15 protein-coding genes are annotated in these 25,292 nt (G+C 56.7%); 3 read left to right on the forward strand and 12 right to left on the reverse strand.

Annotation, left to right across the window (positions count from 1 at the left end):
- Positions 1-7: 7 nt before the first annotated feature.
- The 3 genes from M0G74_RS10360 to M0G74_RS10370 all read right to left on the reverse strand — a co-directional run bounded on the left by M0G74_RS10360 (position 8) and on the right by M0G74_RS10370 (position 6,119).
- The gene (locus tag M0G74_RS10360) at positions 8-2,224 is read right to left on the reverse strand and encodes a TonB-dependent receptor (RefSeq protein WP_248216509.1); all 2,217 of its coding nucleotides are present in this window, start codon (positions 2,222-2,224) and stop codon (positions 8-10) included.
- 146 nt (positions 2,225-2,370) lie between these two features.
- Positions 2,371-4,020 (reverse strand): hydantoinase B/oxoprolinase family protein, encoded by a 1,650-nt coding sequence (locus M0G74_RS10365; protein WP_248216512.1) that lies wholly within the window; start codon positions 4,018-4,020, stop codon positions 2,371-2,373.
- On the reverse strand, positions 4,017-6,119 hold the full coding sequence (locus M0G74_RS10370; RefSeq protein ID WP_248216513.1) for a hydantoinase/oxoprolinase family protein: 2,103 nt from the start codon (positions 6,117-6,119) through the stop codon (positions 4,017-4,019). Before M0G74_RS10370 ends, M0G74_RS10365 begins: the two co-directional genes overlap by 4 nt.
- 144 nt (positions 6,120-6,263) lie before the next feature.
- Between M0G74_RS10370 and M0G74_RS10375 the strand changes: the two genes are divergently transcribed.
- Positions 6,264-6,761 (forward strand): Lrp/AsnC family transcriptional regulator, encoded by a 498-nt coding sequence (locus M0G74_RS10375; RefSeq protein WP_248216515.1) that lies wholly within the window; start codon positions 6,264-6,266, stop codon positions 6,759-6,761.
- A 95-nt stretch (positions 6,762-6,856) separates the two neighbouring features.
- Here the strand turns inward: M0G74_RS10375 and M0G74_RS10380 are convergent, their stop codons facing one another.
- The 4 genes from M0G74_RS10380 to M0G74_RS10395 form a co-directional block, all read right to left on the reverse strand.
- The gene (locus tag M0G74_RS10380) at positions 6,857-8,674 is read right to left on the reverse strand and encodes an arylsulfatase (RefSeq protein ID WP_248216517.1); all 1,818 of its coding nucleotides are present in this window, start codon (positions 8,672-8,674) and stop codon (positions 6,857-6,859) included.
- Between the two features lie 41 nt (positions 8,675-8,715).
- Positions 8,716-11,166: a sulfatase-like hydrolase/transferase gene (locus M0G74_RS10385; protein ID WP_248216519.1), complete on the reverse strand. Its 2,451-nt coding sequence runs from the start codon at positions 11,164-11,166 to the stop codon at positions 8,716-8,718.
- A gap of 64 nt (positions 11,167-11,230) precedes the next feature.
- Entirely contained in the window at positions 11,231-13,225 is a 1,995-nt protein-coding gene (locus M0G74_RS10390) for a DUF3604 domain-containing protein (RefSeq protein ID WP_248216521.1), read from the reverse strand.
- 134 nt (positions 13,226-13,359) lie between these two features.
- Positions 13,360-14,895 carry an arylsulfatase gene (locus M0G74_RS10395; RefSeq protein ID WP_248216523.1) on the reverse strand — a complete coding sequence of 512 codons (1,536 nt, stop codon included), beginning with the start codon at positions 14,893-14,895 and terminating at the stop codon, positions 13,360-13,362.
- Positions 14,896-15,133: 238 nt separating this feature from the next.
- Here M0G74_RS10395 and M0G74_RS10400 point away from each other — a divergent pair, with 238 nt between their 5' ends.
- A complete protein-coding gene (locus M0G74_RS10400) occupies positions 15,134-16,252 on the forward strand; it encodes a cation diffusion facilitator family transporter (RefSeq protein ID WP_248216525.1) in 1,119 nt (372 codons plus the stop codon).
- Positions 16,253-16,312: 60 nt separating this feature from the next.
- On the opposite strand, the gene M0G74_RS10405 is transcribed toward M0G74_RS10400, so the two are convergent.
- The 4 genes from M0G74_RS10405 to M0G74_RS10420 form a co-directional block, all read right to left on the reverse strand.
- Positions 16,313-16,636, reverse strand: a complete 324-nt coding sequence (locus M0G74_RS10405) for a TfoX/Sxy family protein (protein WP_160154095.1) — start codon at positions 16,634-16,636, stop codon at positions 16,313-16,315.
- Positions 16,636-16,884 carry a hypothetical protein gene (locus M0G74_RS10410; protein ID WP_248216527.1) on the reverse strand — a complete coding sequence of 83 codons (249 nt, stop codon included), beginning with the start codon at positions 16,882-16,884 and terminating at the stop codon, positions 16,636-16,638. The genes M0G74_RS10405 and M0G74_RS10410 overlap by 1 nt, the downstream gene beginning before the upstream one ends.
- A gap of 131 nt (positions 16,885-17,015) precedes the next feature.
- Positions 17,016-17,777 (reverse strand): carbonic anhydrase family protein, encoded by a 762-nt coding sequence (locus M0G74_RS10415; RefSeq protein WP_248216530.1) that lies wholly within the window; start codon positions 17,775-17,777, stop codon positions 17,016-17,018.
- Between the two features lie 113 nt (positions 17,778-17,890).
- Positions 17,891-19,045, reverse strand: coding sequence for a sterol desaturase family protein (locus M0G74_RS10420; RefSeq protein ID WP_248216531.1), 1,155 nt, complete (start codon positions 19,043-19,045; stop codon positions 17,891-17,893).
- Between the two features lie 155 nt (positions 19,046-19,200).
- Between M0G74_RS10420 and M0G74_RS10425 the strand changes: the two genes are divergently transcribed.
- Positions 19,201-20,823, forward strand: a complete 1,623-nt coding sequence (locus tag M0G74_RS10425) for a PQQ-dependent sugar dehydrogenase (protein ID WP_248216534.1) — start codon at positions 19,201-19,203, stop codon at positions 20,821-20,823.
- Positions 20,824-20,921: 98 nt separating this feature from the next.
- Here M0G74_RS10425 and purL read toward each other — a convergent pair whose 3' ends face one another.
- A complete protein-coding gene (purL, locus tag M0G74_RS10430; RefSeq protein ID WP_248216535.1) occupies positions 20,922-24,800 on the reverse strand; it encodes a phosphoribosylformylglycinamidine synthase in 3,879 nt (1,292 codons plus the stop codon).
- Between the last annotated feature and the right edge of the window lie 492 nt (positions 24,801-25,292).

Here is a 25,292-nt window from a genome sequence, read left to right on the forward strand (position 1 = left end):
GCAATTGTCAGAAATTGACAGTGCCCTGAATACCAAACTGACGCGGCTGATTGCGCAGGCGGATAAGTGGATTGAACAGGAACACCGTTTCCGGGGACGCCTCATCGAAAAGGTTATTGCCATAGAATGACACGCCCCAGTCCTCGGTTTCCAGGCCAATACTGCCGTTCACGAAGGTGTGGGTATCGGAGCGGCCACTGACCTCCTCAAACAGATCGAAGGATCTCGGCCCCAGCGTGTTGAACGCCAGGCGGGAAGTCATGGTAAACAGACCCGACAGCGGCCGGGTGTAATCGATGGAGCCATTGAGGTTGTAATCGGAAACATAGGGCATGGAGTCGCCCACGGTACCCGCCAGATCCAGCCCGGTATAGGCATCGAACCCGGCATTTTTGGTGATTTCGTTATCGATCACACCAACGCCCAAACTCAGGGAAAGGTTATCGCTCGCGCGCGCAGTCATCTCCGCCTCGAAACCGCGAATCTGCACTTCCGGCACGTTCAGGTTTTCCAGGGTGAAGGTGCTCGGATTGAGTCGGGTAAACTGCGCATTTTCCTGCTCGATATAGAACAGCGCACTATTGAGCAACAAACGCCCTCCCAGCCAGCTGGTTTTGGCACCCAGCTCGAAGGTATCGGAAATTTCTTCGGCGTAGTCACGCTGTACGGTAGGCGCATACTCGTTGAAACCGCCGGAGCGGAAACCACGGGAATAGGTGGCCGACAACAGCACATTGTCGTAGGCATCCCAGGCCAGGGACAGCTTTGGCTGCAGCTCGCTGTAGGTATCGTCCGCGGCGGATTCCTGCGGTGCGCGCTTATCATAGGCTTCGCGTCGCTCCTCGTCGTAACGCAGGGCACTGGTCAGCGTCAGGGTATCGCTCAGGGCATAACCGAGATTGCCAAACAGCGCGAAGGATTCGGAGTCCTGTACCGTTCTCTCACCAACGAACACCAGCGAGGGATCAATACCGTTCAGGTCTGCGTAGGTCACCCGCTCTTCCGGTGTCATATCCCAGATCTGGTCGAACTCAACACGGCGATCGCGGCGTTCGTAGAAGCCCCCCACCAGCCACTCCAGCGTGTCGTGGGCATCAGATGCGAAGCGCACTTCCAGGTTGGTGGAGTCTTCCCTGATGGGGTTGTTCTGGGTAATCGGGAAGTAGAAGTTTTCCTCGGACTCGGGCAAATGGGTGAAGTCGCCATCGGAGAAGAACAGCACATCCGCATCGTTGTAGCCGGCAATTACGGTCAAATCACCGTATTCGGTCTCGTGCTCCAGTTTAGTGGTCAGATTCCACAGGGTAGACTCGTCCCGGCCCAGGGCATTGCCATCATTTTTGATGGAAAAATCTTCCAGCTGGTCCTTGGTGATAAAGGCCATATAGTTGCTGCCCTGGGTCACATCCGAATAGCGCCCCTGCAGTTCCAGGTTGGTTCTATCCGACACATCAATGCTGATCAGGCCCTGGACACCATATTCCCCGTCCACATAATCCACTTCTTCATTGAGGAAGTCGTTTTCGATCAGGCCGTCGAAACTGCGGTAATTACCGGAAAGACGATAGCGCACGCGATCGCTCAGCGGCCCGCTGATGGCTGCGGAGATGCGCTCATCACCACCCTGTCCATAAGAGGTTTGCACTGAGCCTTCAAACACATCCGATGGCTGCCTGGTGACGATATTCACCGCACCGCCGATAGCGTTCTTGCCGTACAGGGCGCCCTGCGGTCCGCGCAGTACTTCAATGCGCTCAATCTGTTGCAGGCCCTGGTTGATAAACTCGATACTGGGCACGGTCACGCCGTCAACCACAAACGCCAGTGGTGCCTCCCCCACCTGGGGAGTAATCAGGCCGCGAATAGTGACGAAGTTAAGGCCGCTGCGGAAGTTCGATGCCACAGTCAGGTTGGGTGTCAGCGCAGAGAAATCCTTGATGGTAGTGATGCGCGCGTCCTGAATTTGCTGCGCATTGAATACGGTCACCGAGTCGGAAATATCCTGCAGGTTTTCCGGCCGCTTGCGCGACGTGACCATCACCTCTTCCAGAACCGTTTCGCTGGCCTGGGCGTTGCCGACGACAGGAATCGTCAGGCCCGTTGCAGCGATGGCAGCAGACAACAAAGTTCCCAGCATCGATGTTTTTTGCATGCCCTGATTTCTGACGGTATTTCCACCTGCCGCTACCGGTATCTCTTCGGCTGTCACTTCGTGCTTGTTCATTATTGCTCCTGACGTCCTGGACTTCGCATGGGCGAAGGTGGTTTCTTGGAATTTATTGACCTAATTAGGTCACGAAACCGCGTGAATGAAATGTCGGACTGCGCTCAAACTCTCACATAAATTTCTTATTTTTGTAAAAAAGAGAATTAAATTTCCTGAAGCTCCAAACAGCCGCCATCGAGCGGAGGAGTGACTGCCTGGCCAGATGAATCACTTTCCACGGCTCCCCAGCCGCCACCGTTGCCGGTCACAACGCGCACCAGGTCGCCCTTTTGCAATGGGCGTGAGACAGCGGTGGAAAAACGTTCTGAAACCTTTCCATTGCTGACAATCTCCGCATAGTTACAGGAACCCTGTTCGCCACCGTTCACACCGGCCGGCGGCGTATCGCTGCGGCCCAGATGCATGGACAGGCAGGTATCCTCTCCGAGGATCCGATATTCAATGACCGCGCCGCGGCCGCCACTGAAGCGACCGCGACCCGATGGATCATCGCTCAGGCTGTATCGTTCGACCCGGACCCCGTAACGGGACTCCTGAATTTCTACGGGAATATTGGAGGTCTCACCGTTGCCAACACAAAACTGGGCGCTTTCCCCGGCCTTGTTGGCCCCGGCGCCCCAGCCGCCCACCAATGGCTGTACCAGGATAAACGGCTCTCCGGTTGTGGGCGCCGTGCCATTCAGTGTGAACGCACAGATGGAACCAAACTGGCCGGCAATCAACTTGTCCGGTACCGCGTTTACCAGGGCTTTGCGCATCAGGTCCGCCGCGCCCACCATCGCTTCGAAATAATTGGAGACCGGCGCCGGCCGCGTCGCCGTGAATACCGTGCCCTCCGGGCAGATGACCCGAAGCGGCCGGAAGCATCCCTCGGTAGCCGATACGCCAGGGTCCACTACCCCCATAAACACTTCGCGGGCAGAAGATTCCAGCGCACAGCGCGTGCAGTTGATCGAACCGGGCGCCATGGGCGCGCTGCCGGTGAAGTCCGCAATAAACTCACTTTCCGTGATGGTGATTTTGACCTTTACCGGGAAGGGACCATTGCCCTGCCCGTCGTGATCGATCACATCCTCGGCAACGAATACGCCCTTGGGCAGACTGCGAAAGCGGTCGCGTACCATTTTCTCGCCGTGGTCCAACAAATAAGCAATCGCTTCATTCACCACCGTTGCGCCATAGCGCGCGACCAGTTCCTGAAAGCGCTTACCGCCCATCTTCAGGGCCGCGATGCCGGACCACATATCTCCCAGGGTCATATCCGGCAAACGGACATTGGCCTCGATCATATCCACCACCGACTGAACGATGTGGCCGCGCTCGGAAATTTTGATGACCGGAAACTGCAGGCCTTCCTGATACACCTCAGTGGCGCCGGAGCTGAAGCTTCCCGCGTAGGCGCCACCCACTTCCGTCCAGTGCGCCTTGTTGGCCGCGAACGCCATCAATACACCGTCACAGAAAACCGGCATCACCATGGCGACATCCGACAAATGGGTGCCGCCGCCAATGTACGGCGTGTTGGTCATGAATATGTCGCCGGGGTGAATCCGGTCCGCGCCAAACTTTTTCAGGACCTCCTGCACGGCACCGTCCAGAGTGCCGACAAAACCAGGGATACCATTGCCCTGGGAAATCAGCCGGCCCTCGGCGTCGGTGATGCCGATACCGTAATCCAGCGCCTCATAAATAATCGGGCTCATACTTGAGCGACGGAGCGCTTCAAACATTTCCTCGCCCAGTGCTACCAGGCCACTCTTGATGACTTCCAGGGTAAACAGATCGACGCTCATGGGTTGGCCTCCGCGGCAGTCAGTTCAATATGCAAACCGCCATAGGCGTCCACGGTTACCCTGTTGCCGGGATACACCGGCGTGGTGGTACCGGATTCCTCGATGATCGCCGGTCCGGTCAACTTCATTCCCGCACAAAGCTCTTCCCGGTAATAGGTTTTCGCCAGGTGAATTCCGCACTCGTCGAAATCCACCTCGCGCTCCCCTTTCAAGGCCGGCGACGCGTCCTCGCCACAGTTGGGCAGGGCATTGATGGGGGATTTTTCCACTTCGGCAAACGCCACCAGATGCAGGCTAACAATCTCGATCGGCAAATCCAGCTCGAAGCTGTACTCCCGTTCGTGGGCTTTATGAAAATCGACGTTCATGGTTTCCAGCGCAACACGGTGTTTTGTCGCGGCGTCTTCGCTGTGCTGGGCGTAAGCAACATGCGAGTAGGCAACTTTTACGGTGTGTTCCTGCCCCTGGTAACGCAGTTCCGCGTAGCATTCCAGACGCACCTGCTCCTCGCCGTAGCCTTCATTGGCGAAGTCTGCAACGGCATTAGCAGCCAGAAGGTGGAACGCCTGAGACAGTTCAGCGGCGTGCGCCACTGTGGAGTCCAGCAATCGGGTTTGCAGGTAATCCCGGCGCAGATCGATCATCAGCATGCCCCAGGCGGAAAACACCGCGGAGTGCGGGGGAATAATGACTTTGGGAATATTCAGCTCGCGCGCCAGGGACACCGCGTGCATGGCCCCGCCACCGCCAAAGGCCATCAGCGACAACCGGCGGGGATCGTGGCCGCGGCTCACGGAGACCAGTTTCAGCGCGTTGCTCATATTCGCGTTGGCAATGCGCAGGATGCCCCGCGCCACCTGCTGGCTGTCCAGGCCACCCAGGGATTCACCCACCAGCGCACAGGCCTGCCTGGCCGCATCGATATCCGGGGTGACCGTGCCGCCCACAAACAGGTCGGGATTGATACGCCCGGTGAGCAGGTTGGCATCGGTGGTAGTAGGCTGCACACCGCCGCGCCCATAGGCCACCGGCCCGGGATAAGACCCGGCACTTTGCGGGCCCACATGCAGCGACCCCGCCGCATCCACCCACGCCTGGCTGCCACCGCCATTGCCAATTTCAACGATATCCACCACCGGGGTCTTGATCGGGTAACCGGCGGTTTTCGGGCTTTTTTCGATGATGTAGTCGGTATTGACCGGCACCTTGCCATCGCGAATCAGGGTGCACTTGGCGGTGGTACCGCCGATGTCCAGTGCCAGAATGTCGTTCTCACCGACCAGTGCGCCATAGGTGGCGGCGGCCAGCATACCGCCCACCGGACCAGACTCGATCAGGGTGACCGGGTTGCGAATCACCGCAGACACCGTCTCGATACCGCCGTTAGACTGCATGATAAACGGGGATGACTGGAGGCCTTCCTGCTGCAGGGCCCCCTGCAATCGCTGCAAGTAAGCCTTGGTGGGCGGCAGTACATAGGCGGACAGCACCGCGGTATTGGTGCGCTCGTATTCGCGCCACTCGTTGCACACTTCATGGGAGGCAATCACATCCACCTGCGGCCACAGGGCCTTGATGTGTTGTACCGCCTCGCGCTCGTGGGACGGATTCAGGTAGGCATGCAGAAAGGCCACAGCTATGGCTTCAACGCCCTCGGCCTTGAGTTGCGCAATGATGTCGTCCAGTTCCGACAACACCGGTGCGGTAATGACCTGCCCCTGGCTATCCAGTCGCTCGGTCAGCTCAAAGCGCAACGCACGCTCCACAAAGGGACGCGGCTTCTGGTAACAGGCATTGTAGATATCGGGGTTATTACCGCGGGCGATTTCCAGCACATCGCGAAATCCCCGGGTGGTAATCAGCGCGGTTTTGACGCCCTTGCGCTCGGTGATGGCATTGATGACCACGGTGGAGCCGTGGGCGAAAAAGACCACGTCATGCAAATTGGCCCCGCTCTTGCCGATCGCGTTCAGCACGCCCTGCTCAAAATTGCCAACCGTGGTATCACTTTTGACTACGCTTATGTGTCCATCTTTTACGCAGACCAGATCGGTAAAGGTTCCCCCGACGTCGCTGGACATTCTTATAGATGTTGTCATGACCATACCTTTGCAAATAGGCCATCCAGTCTAAACGGGAGCGCTGTGCATAAATGATCAAAGTGCCGGCGGCTTGCGAAACTTCATGCGCTTCGGCACACTGCGGGGAAATTATTGGTACCGCGCGGCCCTGGGGACCCTGACATGAAGAAAACTGTCAAAATCGACAACATCAATCGTCGAATCCTGACTGAGCTGCAAAAGAACGCGCGTATCAGTAACCTGGAACTCGCCGAAAAGGTCGCCCTGTCCCCCAGCGCCTGCCTCAAGCGCACCAAGCAACTGGAAAACAGCGGCTGTATCCGCGATTACGTAATGGCCGCGGACCTGGACAAGATCTGTTACAACGTCCAGGCATACTTCAATATCACCATGCAGAGCCATGAGCCAATCACGACTAAGCGGTTCTATGATTTCGTCAACCAGACGCCTGAAATCGTCGACTGCCTGAAAGTCAGTGGTGATGTGGATTTTGTGGCGTTTGTTGTCAGCTCCAATATTGAAGCCCTGAATACGCTGGCCAATCAATTGCTAGGAGCGGACATCGGTGTCAACCGAATCATTTCCAATATCGTTATGGAACGCCCTAAGTGGTTTTCCGGCTACCCGTTGGAGAATCTGGAATGGAAACCCGAAGCCTGACGACAGTCCACTATTTTCCCATAGTGCAAAAAAAGAAAGGCCCGCAAATTCACGGGCCTTTTTATTCTACTCACCGACCAGCTTCCCGTTATCGATCAATTCCCGGTGGGTAACGGAATCTTAACGCCCTCCTTCTCAAGCTGCTCCCGCACCCATTTAAAGCGCTGGTAACCGCTAATAGTGATTGGCCCGGTGTAAGTTTCACTCTGGAGTTTACGTGGTGGGTATTTGACGTAGGTCTTGACGAGGTCTTCGACCTCTTTACTGATCGTCACCATGGTCCAGGTACGTTCGGTAAAGTTATTCATGAACAGGTCGTACCGCTCCTGAGGATCCTGCCACAGATCGAACACCTGAGGCACAGTGGCAACATACTTGGACTCGCCTTTCCAGCCGAGGTTAGTGTCTACCGCCATACCACCGGTGTGCGCGCCATCGTCACCACGCAGATTGAACACCGCCTTGTAATTGCCCACGCGCGCGGCACCTGGCGACAGCTCATCCTCGGTAAAGTAGAACCAGGATGTACGCGCGCTCTTGCCGCTTCCAGTCAATATCGGCGTCATATCAACGCTGTCGAAGATAATGGGCTGACCCTCGCGGTCCTGACTCGGCAGCTGCACACCTGCGACCGAGGCGAAGGTAGCCATCAGGTCGAGACCGCCAGCAATATCATGGTTTCGCACGTTGGCCTTGATTTTCCCCGGCCAGACCGCGATGGCCGGCACCCGGTTGCCGCCCTCACGCACCGTACCTTTGGTGCCGCGAAATGGCGTATAACCCGCATCCGGGAAAACGTCCTGCCAGGCACCGTTGTCCACGGTGTAAAACACTAGGGTATTTTGATCCAGTCCCAGTTCCCGAAGCTTGTCCATGACATGGCCGATACGGGTATCCAGCTCCACAACCGCGTCGGCGTACTTGGACTTGGACATGGATGTGTGCTTGAACTCCGGTGCCGGCATATTCGGCTGATGGTTCTTCATGAAGTTGATATTGATAAAGAACGGCGTGCCCGGGTCTTTCGCCGCATCTTCCAGAAACTCAAGGCCGGATTTTTCTACATAGCCATCAACGAACGGCAACCCAACCACACCTTTACCCGGCGTATTGTCGTACTGGCCATTTACTTTCCAGTCTTCCCTGGCGGTTTCTCCCGCATTACCGGAAAGAGATCCCTTGGTAACCTGTTTGAACATCGCCCTCAGTTTTGGATCCATGTCCGGGAACCAGGTGGGGTCAGCGTAGGTGTAGGCGTTCGCGTGATACAGAAACGCATGCTTCATCACGTCGTAACCCTGGGCATTGGGCAGGGCGTAATCAGATTCCCCAAGGTGCCACTTACCGGTGAAATACGTTTTGTAACCAGCAGTTTTCAACACAGACGCCAAGGTCCATTCCGCCTTGGGGAGACCGCCACCCTGCCCCTGGAATGCCACTGTCGTCATACCGCTGCGATTGGGAATACGACCCGTCTGAATGGCTGCGCGGCCGGGTGTACAGCTGGGTTGCGCATAAAATGAAAAGAAGGTCATGCCTTCAGCTGCCATGCGGTCAATATTCGGGGTCGGCATTCCCCGCCCCTCTCCGCCACCATAGGGGCCAAGATCACCGTAACCGGTATCGTCAGAAACGATCAGCAGAATATTGGGCTTGCCACTGCTGGAATTCGTGCTTGTCGTGATTGGTACTGATTGGCTTGGAACTGTCTGACTTGGCACAGCCTGACTCGGCACCTGTTGACTCGTCTCGTCAGGATTTGGCGATATGACGACAGGAGGCGGTGTCTGATCCTGCTGGGGATCGGCAACCGCCTGTGCTACGACCGGCAGACTTACTGCAATCTGTGAATCGTCCTCGCTGCACCCCGCCAAAGCGAGAAGTACCAGGAACCCTGCAAATTGGAAACGCATGATGACCTCTTAGTGTTTTTCAAATCTTCCGAACTATTCCGCTACTTCATTTCCACCACGACCTTTTGAATCTCACCGGTAAACGCATGTGACGGCTCATATTCATGGGTCACAGGCTGCCCGGTGTCTTCGCCAATTCCGAAGGTATCGATACCAAAACGTCCGGCAACGGTCTCGGGTACTTCTCCGGTGGCGACCGTCTCGCCGTTGACCTTGAGCGCCAGCTTCGCCGCGCCGCCGGGCTTATCGCCCTGGTAATCGAAGTCCACTTCAATAGTCGCGTCACCGGAAACAGCTTTGGTACCTTTCAAAGTGGTGTGCTTTTCAAAAAAGTTGTAATCAAATACCGGTACGCCGCTATCCAGATACAACACCAGTCCGGCGGCCACACCACCTACGGCCAGGATCACCCCTTCAGTCTTGGCACCCTCGGCGTTCACATTCGCAGTCAGTGTCCAGGAAGCGTTCTTCATGGAAGGGCCGGCCACTTCGGGAATACGCACAGCGCCCGGATAATAGGTGTAGACCTTGGAATCAGGATTAGCCCCTGGCACCGGCGGCTTGGGCATACCCAACCGGCCCGCACCGCGGTCGTCCATTGGATACACCTCGTTGTCCTTTGCAGCCTGGTCAAATTTTTTCTTCAGTTCGGCAAGTTTGTCGGGATTTTCTGCGGCGAGGTTATTGGCCTCAGAAAAATCCTCGTTGAGGTTATAGAGCTCCCACTCGTCTTTGTCCCAATTGCCCGGCGCCAGATCTTGGCGCCACGGCAGCGTGTGCTGGGCATTGGCCTTCCATCCATCCGCATACATGGAACGGTTACTGAATACCTCGAAGTACTGCTCGTCGCGCCCACTAAACTGCGGGTCGCTGAAACTCGCAAGGAACGACTTGCCCACCAGTGGCTTCTGCTCGATGCCGTTCACCGTTTCCGGCATAGGTATATTGGCGGCTTCCAGAATGGTGGGTACCACATCTACCAGATGCAGGAAGGCATCCCGTGGCGCGTCATCGTGTTTGATCTTGGCGGGCCAACGGATCACCATGGGGTTGCGGGTACCCCCCAGGTGTGACGCAACCTGTTTTACCCACTGGAACGGCGTATTGCCGGCCCAGGCCCAGCCAACCGGATAATGGGGCTCCGATTCCGGACCACCCAGTTTGTCGAGATTTTCCAGGATTTCGTCCAGTGTCGTCGGCAGGCCGTTGAGGTTTTTAATCTCATTCATTGTGCCGTCCGGCCCGCCCTCCGCGGATGCACCATTGTCGCCAACGATGTAGATCACCAGCGTATTGTCGGTATCGGGCAATTCATCCACCGCGTCTATAAGACGCCCGACTTCGTGATCGGTAAAGGCAAAGTAGCCGGCAAAGTTTTCAAACAGCGCGTTGTAGGCTTTTTTCTGATCATCGCTCAGGCTGTCCCACGCGGGCACCCACTCCGGGCGATCCGTCAGTTTGGTATCGGACGGCACTATGCCCATTTTCTTCTGACGTTCGAACACCTGCTCACGATACTTGTCCCAGCCCATATCGAACTTGCCCTTGAACTTTTCGCGCCACTCGGCAGTGACGTGATGGGGCGCGTGCATGGCCCCCGGGGCGAAGTACATAAAGAAAGGTTTGTCCGGTGCCACAGACTTGGCAAACTTCATACGGGCGATGGCGCGGTCGGTCATGTCCGTCATGAAGTGGTAGCCCTCTTCCGGGGACTTGTCCGGTTCCACCGGCACCGTGTTCTCGAACAACACCGGATAGTACTGGTGCGTTTCCCCGGCATTAAATCCGTAGAAGTAATCAAAGCCGAGGCCCGTGGGCCATCGGTCGAAGGGGCCGGATACCGTTGCCTCCCAGTCCGGGGTATTGTGGTTCTTTCCATACCACCAGGTGCTGTAACCGTTGTCTTTCAAGATTTCAGCAATGGTGGCGGTGCTTTTCGGGATATAGGAGGAATAGCTGGGAAAGCCCGTTGCCCACTCCATCAGGAAACCGCTGCCCGACTGGTGATGGTTGCGTCCGGTCAACAGCGCCGCGCGCGATGGGCCGCAGATAGCGGTGGTATGGAAACGGTTATAGCGCAGCCCTTCGTTGGCCAGTTCATCCAGATTCGGCGTGGGGATCAGGCCACCGAAGGTGGACGTCTGACCGAAGCCCACATCGTCCAACAGAATGACGATCACATTCGGGGCACCCTTCGGCGCGGTGGGTACCTGTTGCCAACTGGATTCGGATTCCTTGTAGGTCTTGCCGATCTTGCCTTCAAACGGCGACAGGTCATTGGGCAGATTTTTCCGGTCCGGCCAGGAAGCACTGTCGGACCCCACCGAACTGGTCGCTGATTGATCGTCAACAACGACCGTCGATTTTTCTTCGTTGCTGATCGCGTTATTGGAGGTCTCCGTACCTGATGCCGGCGGCGCAGCTTCTCGAGAGCAGCCGACTACTGCGAGAGACAACGCCAATACCGACAAAGCGACACCAATAGTCTTCATTCCGGCTCTCCTTCCGTGGAGCGTCCTAAGCAAAGCTAGCTCTCTGTGATTTTTCCAAGAAAGCTCACGGCGTATACCAAATGGGACTGGAGAAGGCACGTTCCTGCTGAACCATAGGAACCTTCTTATCCATCTCGATCTTGTTTCTTACCTTGTCGTACAGGGTCCAGCGGGGCGTAGGAATCTGTAGTACCCGCACGTAATACACAGCTTTATGCGCGGGATTGAATTCCTTGTCCTCAAAGTAACCGATTAGCTGGGCATCGCCGATATCGTTGGTGTACTTGGCGGTTTTCGTGTCTACCGTAGTACCCACATGTTGGATATGTCCCTGACTATCCAGCTTGCGATTGCCCGACCACTTCACGTTGTACACTTTTTCGTGGGTGTTTCCGCTGCCATCCACCCACCCTTTGATAATTTGGATACGATCCAGGTTGGCGCCTTGCGGGTCTTTCATGGCGGCAACGAGGAATTTGATTCCCTTGGTACCTTTATCGCCTTTCAGCTTGCCCCCCATGGGGACGCCTTTTTCATAACCGCGTTTGACCATATCCGCTTCGGCATCTTCCGGGCTGAAATCGAAGCCACCGAAAAAGCGCAGGGTCATACGTGGTCCAGTGGTGGCAAAGGTTTCCTTGCGCATCATGGCATCCCAGATGGCTTCACGGGTATTTTCAACCGCCCAGACCCCCATGCTGCCGGAAGCGGCCATTTCCCAGCCCATGTAGACGTCGGTCGGCCCACTTAACAGGGGAAAGTCCCAACGGGTCTTGTTACTGGGTTCCAGGGTTTTGAACTTGCCAAAGAAGTTGTCGTCGTCCGGTGTGGACAAACCCGTGTGGGTGTCTGTCCCGCCGTTGGCACCGTACTGGAAGGGGTTGGTTCCGAGTTTATCTTCAAGCCGCATACCGGCCTTCAGGGCCGGGCGCCAGTATTCATATTTGAACGAGCCCGGTGGTTTGGGCTTTAAAATCAGGTTACCGCGGTCCCACAGATCCCAGTCGGAAAACTCGTCTTCCGGTGACAGGCTGGGATGGGATTCACTCTGCCCTTTGATCTGAGTGACTTCATACAGTGGCTCGTAGCGCGCGCGCATTTCCGCCCACTCTTTGGTCATGGGCGAGCCGTCGAAACGCTTTTCCTCGAACATGCGGCCATTGGACATATTGCCGTTGTGGGGAATGGCCAGTACCTGGCCACCGGTTTTGTCTTCGTAGGCTTTCATCCAGGCCCAGAGCTTTTCCGGATCCTGGGTTTCGAAGGTGGTCAGAGGCAGCAGACTGCGGGTTTTACTGGCATCGTCGCGGAAGATCACGTTGCGGTGCAGATTGTCGCCGCCATCGGCGTTTACGGTCCACTCGTAGGCAATGAACGTAGTGAACTCACCCGGCTTATTGTATTTCTCGGCGGCATCCACTGTTTGTTCCCAGGCGGATTTCATCCACTTGGGATCCATCACGACCTTGGGCAGTTTGCCTTCCGATTGCAGCACAATCAGTTCACTTTTGGCATCCGCCGCCTTTTTTTCATCCCCGGAATTGAGGGCCTCGTTCCAGCGCTTCAGCGTCGGGTCCGCCATCATTTCCGGATTGCCGGCAATGAGCTCATTGATTACGCCCATACCATCGGAATGGTCGGTAATCATGAACCAGTCATACGGTCGACTGAGCCTGGCCGGAAGCCCGGTATTGGATTTCACTTCTTCGCCCAGGGCAAATCGGTAAGCATCTTCCGGCGTGAGAATGGCACCATCCATTCCCGCATCGGCAGACCAGCCGGTGTGTACGTGGGTATCACCAAAATACGCCTGAGTCGGGTAAGCGGTACCGGCAGGCTGCGATGACTGGGACGATGGCGTCGCGTCGGGCATGGGGGCCTTGCCTGTTACATCCGATACGGGGCCATCCGCTGTACCGTATTCTTCCTCGACTAGGGCCTCACCTTTTCCGCCGGCCGATTCGCTCGCTTCTTGCTTCTCTCGATCGTGATCGCCACTACAGGCAGACAGTGCAATTGCGACCACCAGAATCGATAGAGCCAATCTCTGCTTATCCATATCTTCCTTCCCGGTACTTAGGTATTGAAACGAAACTACCCCGCTCTATTCGGGCCACCTTCTTTCACGGGGGAGCCAATAGAGACGGGGTAGCAGCTGCGCCTTTTAATAATCGCAGCACAATTTTGACAACATCACCTCGCCTTTATTGCCAGTGAGTTGATCAACGTACTGACCTCACCTACCTGCGCAGAAAAACTCTTCTGCACAGGCGGAAATTCCTGAAAGCTTTTCACAAACTGCTCGATCTGTGCGCCCGCCGGGCCCAAAGTCCAACTGCGGTTTTCCGCCCATTCGTCGTATCCGCGCGCGTCGATGAAGCGCTCAAACGGATCCAGTTTCAGGTTGATGATATAGGGCGTGGTCAACGGTATCTGGCTGGCACGGAACCACTCTTCCTGATCGATAAACAGGAACTTCCAGTCGCCATGGCGCATGCCATGAAACGTGGTTTCGGTGAAGTAATAGAACTCCTTGCGCTTGGTTTTACCCTGATTCAGCAGTAAGTCGGTCTGGTCGTAGCCATCGAGATGCACCTTGAAGCTCTTGTCGCCGATCTTGGCACCCGACAGCAGTTTTCCTTTGATGTCTTTTTCACCAACAATGGACAGGATGGTGGGGACCCAGTCTTCCATGGCCATGAATTCGCCGGTGGAAACACCGGCCGGAATATGTCCTTTCCAGCTCACGAGCATGGGAACCCGAAAACCGCCTTCCCAACCACCAACGCCCTTTTCACCGTGAAACGGCTGATTGCCGCCATCCGGCCAGGAATTGGATGCGGCGCCATTGTCGGTGGAGAACATCACCAGGGTGTTATCTGCCACGCCAAGCTCATCCAGTAAATCGAGCAGTTCGCCGACAATATCGTCCAGCTCCATCATGCCATCCGCATAAATACCGTAACCGCTTTTGCCCATGTACTTTTTATTCAAATTTGTGCGGTAGTGCATGCGGGTGGTGTTGTGCCACACAAAAAATGGCTTTCCGGCTTTGACCGACTCGGTAATAAAGCGCTTGGATTGTTCGAGCACTTCCCAGTCGAGGTTGCGCTGGCGCTCCTGACCCCAGGCGCCCATGTCCTCGATTTGTTGCTTGCCATCGGACTGTGCCCTGGAATGCACAACCCCACGCATTTTCAGCCCGAACTGCTTCTGTATTGCCGGGTCTTTCGGGTAATCGTATTGCTCGGGATATTCACCGGCGTTCAGGTGATAGAGAATGCCAAAGAACTCATCAAACCCGTGCGCCGTTGGCAGATGCTCATCCCGGTCGCCCAGGTGGTTTTTACCAAACTGCCCGGTGACATAACCGTGCGGCTTGAGCAGTTCGGCCAGCGTCGGCGTCTCTGCCTTTATCCCCTGCTCGGCGCCAGGCAGCCCAACGGTACTGAGGCCGATACGCATGGGGTACTGGCCTGTGATAAACGATGCGCGGCCCGCAGTACAGGAGGCATGCGCATAGTGATCCATGAAAATCATGCCGTCTTTGGCGATGCGATCGATATTGGGCGTGGAGCCGCCCATCATGCCGCGGTGATAGGCACTGACATTCCACATGCCAATATCATCGCCCCAGATAATGAGAATATTGGGCTTGTCTGCAGCACTCGTGACCAGGGACGCGAGACACAAGTAGAGCGCGGCTGCGCACTTGTACAATGTTTTCATTATTACCTCAGAGAAAACCAACAGTTTTGCGAAAATTTACTGGAATCCGGCTGAGGCAAGTATAGGCAGCGAATATTTCCGCGCTGTAGAAATGGCGGCGAAGGCTCTCCTTGTGAAAATAGGATAAAGTTTCACAGCTTCTATAATCAGCTGTCGCCAAGAGACCGATAAATACGGTAATTTGGGCGCTGTTTTCGAACATCAGTGATCACCACTCAGCCAGCATTAAGGGGAAACCATGGCTCAGGGTTCAAAGAAAGCCGTTCTATACGCCATTTGTGTCAATGCGATTATCACCGTCTTGAAAGGGATTGCCGCAATGGCCACCCACTCAGCGGCAATGATGAACGAAGCCGTTCACAGCCTGATGGATACGCTGAATCAGGTTTTCCTGCTGATCGGCCTCAAACGCGGCAGCCAACCGGCGGATACGCAGTACGCCTTCGGGCACGGCCAGAAGAAATACCTGTGGAACCTGTGGAGTGCCATTGGCTTGTTTTCCATTGGCTGCGGCCTCGGTCTCGCCCATGCCTGGCACGCCTGGCACAATCTGGGACACATCCAGCGCCCCGAAGCCATCTCCGTGTTCGGCCTGGAAATTGCCCCTATCTGGATTTCGGCGGTGGTGCTGATCATCGCCTTCCTGCTGGAAGGTTATGTGTTAATCGTGGCAGGGAAAGAATTTCTCTCGCGCATGCGTGCGGAAGGCAAGCGCAATCCCTTTCGCTACCTTACCGATGCCGATGACCCGACACTGATTGCCGTACTGTTGGAGGATTCCATCGCAGTGACCGGGGTGATTCTTGCCGCCACCGGTATTGGCATGACCCAGTCTACCGGCAACCCCATGTGGGATATCGGCTTCTCCGTATTGATTGCCCTGATGCTCGGGTTTACCGCGATCTTTCTCGGCAAGATCAATATGCGCTACCTCACCAATATTCGCGATAAGGACGCCGAGCGCGCCTTCCATGACATCGTCAAACATCATCGCGAGGTAGAGCGCTATCACGACCTGCGTTCAGTGATCGTCGACGACACCCACACCGTGGTCGTGGCGGAAGTTGAACTTCGGGAAGAAGTATTGATGCGGGATATGCGGGAGCGGATTAGCAATCACGCGCGCCAGCTATTGGAGCGGGTGCCAGAGCACCGGCGCACCGAGGCCGTACTGGAATACGCGGAGACCCGCGCAATTGTGCAGGCGACACTGGAGGCAACCGAAGAGCTGATTGATGAACTGGAGACCGAATTGAAACAGCGCTGCCCCAGGGTTTTCCATCTCACGATTGAAATTGACGGCATAGCGCCGCCGTCGAAACTGGACAACCCGCAGCAATTAAACGAGGGACTGTGAGGCTCCACCGATACTCGACGGATGCCTCAATAAAATGACAGTGCCGGCTTCACACCGGCACTATTTCGGCGGCAGCGAGCCGGCAAATTCCACGCCTTTATTTACCCAACCATTCAGGTCTTCGACGATCGCATCTTCTTCTACATAGACCATGCCTTTGAGGGGTCTGCCGGTGTAATCCATGGGACGTGTGTAGCGCTCACCCAGTGCATCCTGGTAGTTGTCTGGCCCCACCCGGACCATCAGTTCTTCCCCCACCACACCACAGGCCATATTGCCGTTGAGCATAAAGGCCAGGCCACCGAACATCTGCTTTTCACTCAGGCCATCGCTCTCTTTCAGCAGGTAGCGCACTTTCTTCGCCAACTCTTCGTTGTAAGCCATTACTCACTCCTTCCTTTATAAATTCTGTCGTGGAAATTCAGGCAGCCGGTGCCGCACCGGGTTTTCGGGTGCAGGTTCAAATAGGCTTGGATATATTCGCGTGCGCAGGTGTAGCAGGTGTAGCAGGTGTAAAGGGAGATGTAATTCTTCTGGCTGGCAGTATCATTGTGCAACGCCTGAATACGCTCACTACGCTTGGGAGGGAGCAGGCTAATATACTCAGCAAGTAGTTGCGGAATCTGCGCCATGCGAGAAAATTTTTTGCCATTATCGTTGTAAGTGTAGCAAAGAATATGAAAGGCGCCGGCTGGCAGGAGATTTTCTCCCCTACCCGCTATCCGGCCAGGTCATTGGCGGGGTTATAAACCGCTATCGGCGGTCAATCGAGCATTTCCAGGCGGCCGCCATTGAGGTGGTACATGGCGCCGACAATCTTGAGCTTGCCCTCTTTCTCCAACGCAGAGAGGATTTCGCTCTCATCGCGGATTTCATTCATCGCCCGGCGGACATTACTGGCCGCTACCAGGTCGACAAACTCCTCATTCTTGCTGCTGCGGTCACCGTCATAAGTAGTGGCCTTTACCGCAGGCTTGATTTCATCCAGCAGATCAGTGAGCTTGCCCATTTTCACGCCATCAATAGCGCCCTTCACCGCACCACAGGCGGTATGCCCCATCACCAGAATCACTTTCGCGCCAGCGGCCGCGCAGGCAAACTCCAGGCTGCCGACCACATCGTCATTACAGATATTGCCGGCCACCCGGGTATTGAAGGATTCACCCAGCCCCATATCCAGCAGTATTTCAGCCGGCGTCCGCGAATCGATACAGCTGAGAATGGCCGCGGCCGGATATTGTCCGGTGGCACTGGCGCGCTTCTGGGCCAAATAATCGTGTTGCTGCATTTGGCCATTGCGGAAACGTTCGTTACCCTGCTCCAGCATTTGAATCACATCGTCCGGACTCATGGCATCGCGCGCTTCTTTACTCAGCGCCGCGGCATAGCTCACTCCAGAAAAGCCCGCAAGCCCGACACCTCCAACCATCCCCACTGCACCAGCGCCGAGCGCGGCTTTTAACAGGCCCCGTCGCGACGTATCCGGCGACTGGCAGGCATGCGGGTCCGTGGGTTTACTGTTCATACTTCGCCTCGTCTACAAAGCTCGTCTACAAAGAAGGATGTTACCGGCCTCGGCGGCACTCCTTTGAGCGTAGACGATTTTGGCGTCAATGAGACCCGCTCACGGAACTTGTCTCAGCCATCAGCTCCGCGAGACGTGAACAACGCCCGCAATGGGTGCAGCAATTGGCCGAGATAGCTGCGGGGCAAGCGCACGGTGGTTCCGTACTCCGCGGGCCAGTGCTGCTCGGGCATGTGGTAGGTATTGAAAAGGCGATCAAACAGCACCGTATGTGCGGAGTAATTGGTATCGATGGCGGGCTTTTCCGAGCTGTGGTGCCAATGGTGGAATTGCGGCGTTACGAATATGTATTTCAGGGGGCCGAAGGAAAACCGCAGGTTGCTGTGAATCAAAATCGCCTGCAGTGCCGCAAAGGCAACGTAGATATCCAGTGCAGCCTGGTCAGAGCCCAACAGGTACAGCGGTACCATCACCATCGCGCGCTCGGAAAAGACCTGGATAAAATGCCCTCGCGATCCGGCCAGCCAGTCCATGCTTTCCACCGAGTGGTGTACCGCGTGCACCGGCCAGAGCACGCGCACCTCGTGATACAGGCGGTGCTCCCAGTAGAGTACAAAATCGGCGCAGACGATGATCAAACACACCTGCAGCAATACCGGCACCGACTGCACCGCTTGTTGCACGCTCTCACTCACCGCCCACTGAAAATGACTGGCATGGTAGTTGCCATAAATCAGGATGGCGGAAATCATCAGGTGATTGAAACAGAAATAGAAAAGATCCAGCCCCCACTCGTCCCGCAAAATTACCTGGTTGCGGTATTTGGGAAACAGCTTCTCCAGTGTCATGAACACCGCAACCGAACCGAGAAAGGCAAGTATCAGCCAGTCAATCCCCAGTGACAGACGCACCGGTTCCACCGGCCCCACGGGAATATCGTAGCCACCGAACAAAAAGCCCAGCGAAGTCAGCGCGATGCCCGCAAGCCCCAAGCGCTTGTGACGATTCAGGAATAAAGTCAGCAAACCGAAAAACAGGGAAAAATACATCCCGTACTTGAGGAGCTGCTGAAGAAAGGCCGCATCGTAGACCTGCCGCACTTCAATCGTGGTGAGATAGGCCGGGTAGCGGTAGGCCAGCACCGCCAGCAAACTCAAAACTCCGAGTGTTACTGACAGGTATCCACTGATTTTTCCTTCCCCCCAGCGAAATTCACTGCTTCGATCCAGTGGAACCCGCCGCTTCCGGTATTGATATTCTGCTTCCATCAGACGTCCCTGTTTGAATATGACTTTTCGAATTGCGCGAGATAGTACTACCGAGCTGTGATGCGATACCAGTTTGCTACTTAACAGCCACCGGAAGATGGTTTAAGTTCTGCCCCCCCTGATAGTTCGACAAGAATGATTGAGTAGCCCGCCGTATGAACACGCCCCGATTTTGCACCAGCAGCCAGGCAATTCGCCTGGGCGCTATGTTACTTAGCATCCTGGCACTTCCCCTCACGGCTGCGGCCGCATTCGCCACCGGCTATCAACCGCTAGGCCAGACGTGCGATGGGTTGCCCAAACTCCCCGTTGGCACCATGCCGGGCACCTGCCTCGGGCTACTGGCAGGCACCGACTCCGGAGATGCCTTTATCAAGCCCCGCAAGGCACTGGAGCTCCCCGAAGGTAACCGAATTCTGGTTACTGACATGGGCGGCTGGGGCGGGGGTAAAGGCATCCTCTGGCTGCTTGAATACAAAGAAGGCGGCTATACACAGCGGACACACACGCGCAAACTCATTACCGGAATGAACCTGCCCCACGACATCAAGCTCGGCCCTGACGGACTGATTTACGTAGGTGAAGCCAATCAAATTACCCGCTTCCAGCTTCAGGGTGACCAAGTGATCCAGCGGGAAACAGTAATCGATGGCCTGCCCTACACCGCCGGCGACCACCTGCACCCACTGACCAGTTTTGTCTTCCTGCCCGGCGGCGACCTTCTGGTAAACGCGGGTTCGAAAACCGATGACTGCGGTCTGAGTTCCGAACAACAAACCTGTAGCGAGCTCAACACCACAGGTCTTCGCCGCTATCGCTACCAGGCAGAACTTAACCAGTGGGCCGATGACTTCACACTGCTCGCCACCGGCCTGCGCAATTCCATGGCTCTGGTGGTACACGCCAGCGGTACCGTGCTGCAGGGAGAAAACAGCACCGACTTTAAAGACGCCGAGGAGCCCTACGAAGAAATCAATGTAATCCAGCCTGGCGGCTTCTACGGCTGGCCTTACTGCTTCAACCGGCGGTTGAGCGTCGGTAAAGACAGCGCGCACTGTGATCGCCCGGACTACGTCGAGCCCTACAGTCTGATGCCTCCCCACGTAGCTCCGCTGGATATGTTGTATTACGACGGTGATTTACTGCCGACGTTAAAAAATCAATTACTGGTCAGCTGGCACGGCTATCGGGTGGTGGGTAACAGACTGGTCAGCTATGCGACTTCCTCCGATGGGCTGCCGCAACTGACGGAGCGGGTTACCTTCAACCGGGACCCAATTGCGCCCGCCCAGGTTTTCACCTCACACACCATGGCCCCCCGCGGCGGCTCCAGTGCCGATGCGCAGCACCAGGAAGTGATTGGCCAATGGAACAAGGTCGATGGATTGCGACCGGAGGGCGCGCCCGTCGGCTTGCTGCAACTGAAAGACGGCTCGCTGCTGATCGTCGATGACAAAAACGCGGCGCTATTGCGCCTTTCCCGCGGGGAAGCCTATACGGGAGTCAGCCAGCAACAGCAGGTTACACAGATCGACGGACTACATTTCGATGGGGCGACACGGCAGCTGCTGCTGAACAATTGCACCGGTTGCCACCTGGAGCTGCAGGGCAACCCGGGAGAACTGCTCAACCGGGTTGACGGTTGGCTGCAGAAAAAAAACGGCGCGACGCTGCTGGAGCAGAAACTGACCAGCGACTCCGGGTTTATGCCGCCCACCGGCAAGCTAAATCGTCGCGATATTGCGACCATCCTTTCGTCATTGAATAAAGACGATTGATCGAACTCACAAACTGAAATCTGGCAAACATTTCTGCAGATACAAAAAAACCGCTCATCAGAGCGGTTTTTTTGTTTTATGCCGACACGGATCAGTGATCAATCGACAAATACCCGCGCGTTGCGGAACAGGCGCATCCAGCCGGAATCCTCCTGCCAGTCGTCCGGGTGCCAGCTGTTGCTGACCGCGCGGGCGACACGCTCCGGGTGCGGCATCATGATGGTGACGCGACCGTCATCGGAACACAAAGAGGTAATACCGTTGACCGAGCCGTTGGGGTTGGCCGGGTAGGTTTCGGTAATCTGCTGGTTGTTGTTCAGGAAACGCATGGCGATGGTGCCGGATTTTTCACAGGCCTCCAGCGCTTTCTGATCTGCAAATTCCACTCGGCCTTCACCGTGGGCCACCGCCACCGGCATGTAGGAACCGGCCATGCCCTTGAACAGTACCGACGGGGATTCTTCCACGCCCACTAACGCAAAGCGCGCTTCGTACTGCTCGGACAGGTTGCGCACAAAGCGCGGCCAGTGATCGGCACCCGGAATCAATTCCTTGATCACGGAGAACATCTGGCAGCCGTTACACACGCCGAGACCGAAGGTGTCCTTGCGGTTGAAGAAGCCTTCAAACTGATCGCGAGCGCGGTCGTTAAACAGGATGGTTTTGGCCCAGCCTTCACCGGCACCCAGCACGTCACCGTAAGAGAAGCCACCACAACCCACCAGGCCTTTAAACTGATCCAGTTCGACACGGCCACTGAGGATATCGCTCATGTGCACGTCGACGGCATTGAAGCCGGCGCGGTGGAAGGAGTGTGCCATTTCCACCTGACTGTTGACGCCCTGCTCGCGCAGGATCGCAATCTTCGGACGAACACCTTTCTTGATATAAGGTGCCGCGATGTCTTCGTTGATGTCGTAGCTCAGGCTTACCGACAGGCCCGGGTCCTGCTGTGCCGTCTTGGCGATGGCATCGAACTCCTGCTTGGCACAGTCGGCGTTATCGCGCAGGGACTGGATGCGGTAGCTGGTCTCGGACCAGATCTGCTGCAGCTCGGCGCGCTTGCGATTGAAGATCTGCTTGCCGTTACGGGTAATGCGCAGCTGCTCTTTGTCGTTCAGCTCACCGATCTGGTGGGCGGGAACACCCACCGCCGCAAAACGCATTACCAGCATTTCCGCTTCCGACGCCGGTACCTGCAGTACCGCCCCCAGTTCTTCGTTAAACAGCGCGGCAATGGGGTCGTCACCCAGGTCGAAGACTTCCACATCGATACCCACACGGCCGGCGAAGCTCATTTCCGCCAGGGTGGCGAAAAGACCGCCGTCGGCACGGTCGTGGTAGGCAATGACTTTTTCTTCTTCCAGTAACTGCTGCATGACTTCGAAGAAGGCTTTTAAGCGCTTGGCATCGTCCAGGTCGGCGGGCTTGTCGCCCAGCTCGTTGTACACCTGCGCCAGGCAGGAGGCGCCGAGGCGGTTTTTACCCGCACCCAGGTCCACCAGGATCAGCTCGCTCTCGCCTTTCTTGGTGCGGCGCAGTTGCGGGGTCACCACTTTGCGCACATCCGATACCGGCGAGAAGGCAGAGATCACCAGCGACATAGGCGCGGTAACGGCCTTGTCTGCACCGCCGTCGTTCCAGGCGGTACGCATGGACATGGAATCCTTGCCGACCGGGATGGTGATGTTCAGGTCCGGGCACAGCTCCATACCGACCGCTTCCACGGTGCGGTACAGTTTTTCTTCCTCGCCCGGGTGGCCGGCGGCGCACATCCAGTTGGCGGAAAGTTTGATGTCAGACAGCTGCTTGATCGGGGTACAGGCGATGTTGGTGATGGCTTCACCCACCGCCAAGCGACCAGACGCGGGGGCATCCAGCAGCGCTACCGGGGTGCGCTCGCCCATGGACATGGCTTCGCCCTTGGTGCTGTCGTAGGCCACGGTGGTCACGGCACAGTCTGCTACCGGCACCTGCCAGGGGCCAACCATCTGATCGCGGCTTACCTGGCCGGTTACGGTACGGTCGCCAATGGTGATCAGGAAGTTCTTGCTGGCCACGGTGGGCAGGCGCAGTACGCGCTCGGCGGCCTCAGCGAGGTCGATGTTGCTGGTATCAAACGCCGTGGTCGCTACCTCTACCTTGCTCGCCTCGCGGTGCATTTTCGGTGGCTTGCCGAACAGCACGGACATCGGCAGGTCTACCGGCTTGGCATCCAGCTGCTTGTCATTCAGGGTCAGGTGTTTCTCGCTGGTGGCCTCACCCACCACAGCGAAAGGCGCGCGCTCGCGCTCGCAGATCTGCTGGAAGCGCTCCAGGTCGCCCGGCATCACGGCCAGAACGTAGCGCTCCTGGGATTCGTTACACCAGATTTCCAGCGGGCTCATGCCCGGCTCGTCGGAAGGCACATTGCGCAGCTCGAAGTTGCCGCCGGTGCCGCCGTCTTTTACCAGCTCCGGGAAGGCATTGGACAGGCCGCCGGCGCCCACGTCGTGAATAAACGCGATCGGGTTCTTGGCACCCAGCTGCCAGCACTGGTCGATGACCTCCTGACAACGGCGCTCGATTTCCGGGTTCTGGCGCTGTACCGAGGCAAAGTCCAGATCTTCCGAGCTGGAGCCGCTGGCCATACTGGAAGCGGCACCGCCGCCCAGGCCGATCAGCATCGCCGGGCCACCCAGCACAATCAGCTTGGCACCGGGCTGGAATTCAGGCTTGTCGACATGCTCTTCGCGGATGTTGCCGTAGCCACCGGCCAGCATGATCGGCTTGTGGTAGCCGCGACGTTCGCCATTGAAGTCTTCTTCAAAGGTTCGGAAATAACCGCAAATGTTGGGGCGACCGAATTCATTGTTGAAAGCGGCACCACCGATAGGGCCTTCGATCATGATGTCCAGCGCGGTCACAATGCGCTCGGGCTTGCCGTAGTTCACTTCCCAGGGCTGCAGGTAGCCCGGGATCTGCAGGTTAGACACGGTAAAGCCTGTCAGGCCCACTTTGGGCTTGGAGCCACGGCCCACGGCGCCCTCGTCGCGGATTTCACCGCCGGCACCGGTGCCAGCACCAGAGAATGGCGCAATGGCGGTCGGGTGGTTGTGGGTTTCCACCTTCATTAATAGATGGATGGCTTCCTGGCTGAATCCGTACTCTTTGGTTTCCGGATCGGGATAGAAGCGCCCGGCCTCGTGACCGACCACCACCGCGGCGTTATCCGCGTAGGCAGACAGCACGTCCTCGCCACCCAGGCGGTAGGTGTTCTTGATCATGCCGAACAGGGAGTGCGGCATCTCTTCGCCGTCGATAGTCCAGCTGGCATTGAAGATCTTGTGACGGCAGTGCTCGGAGTTCGCCTGGGCGAACATCATCAACTCCACGTCGGTGGGGTTGCGCTCCAGCTCTTCAAAGCTGGTCATCAGGTAATCGATTTCGTCGTCGGCCAGAGCCAGGCCCAGGCTGACATTGGCGCCTTCCAGCGCCTCGCGGCCGCCTTCCAGGATGTCCACACTGCCCATGGGGCGTGCATCTTCCACCTGGAACAGCTGTTCCGCCTGTTCGAGCTTACCGTAAACGCTCTCCACCATGCGGTCGTGCAATGCAGCCGCCAGCTCGCCCCATTCAGCCTCGGTTAATTTGACACCGGTAATGTAGTAGGCAAGACCCCGCTCCAAGCGGTGGATCTGGGTCAGGCCCGCGTTGTGCGCAATATCCGTGGCCTTGGAGGACCAGGGTGAAATGGTGCCCGGACGGGGCACGACCAGCAGCAGCGCGCCTTCCGGCTGGTGCTTCTCCTCGGTGGGGCCGTACTGCAGCAGGCGCTCCAGCAGCACCTGATCTTTTTTGCCGAGTTTTTCACTGTCGGCAAAGTGCACGAATTCGGCGTACACGTCAGCAATGGCAGGCTGCAGCGCGCGAAGTTGAGTAAGGAGTTTTTGATGGCGAAATTTCGACAGTGCAGGAGCACCACGCAGAACTAGCATCGCGGGAGTAGGCCTCTTCTCTGGATTTGAGCACCTGTGGGGCGGCAGCATTCGGGCTATGGCCGATCAATGCAAGGTCTAGAAAAAGGTCTAGAGAGTACCGCACAGGGACTGAAGGGTATCGTGAGCGCGCGCATTGTACCTGAAGCACCGCCGCTCCAACACTGCCATAAGTGCAGTAAAGATGAAGGCGCTCCCACTGGCCACCTCCTGGGACTATTTCGCTGTCGCGGTTTTCCCCTGAGACACCCCTGAGACAAGGTGGAGAATGCCCTGGGCCCGAAGCAAAACAGGCGCGATCTACTACACTTAACTGGTCAAAACAAGCCGACCGTTCACAAAGTATCAGACGACATTAACAAGAAATTAGTCAGAGCAACGGGGTTTAAGGTAAAATTGCAGCGCTTTTGACCCAAGCCTGCGCAAATAATAGACAGCGCAGCTTTAGCCGGGGGTGGCAATGGAGCCGCAACCCACGGGAAACAACGCCTG

It is taken from the genome of Microbulbifer sp. CAU 1566 (genome assembly GCF_023156515.1).
In the GTDB taxonomy this organism is placed as follows: domain Bacteria; phylum Pseudomonadota; class Gammaproteobacteria; order Pseudomonadales; family Cellvibrionaceae; genus Microbulbifer.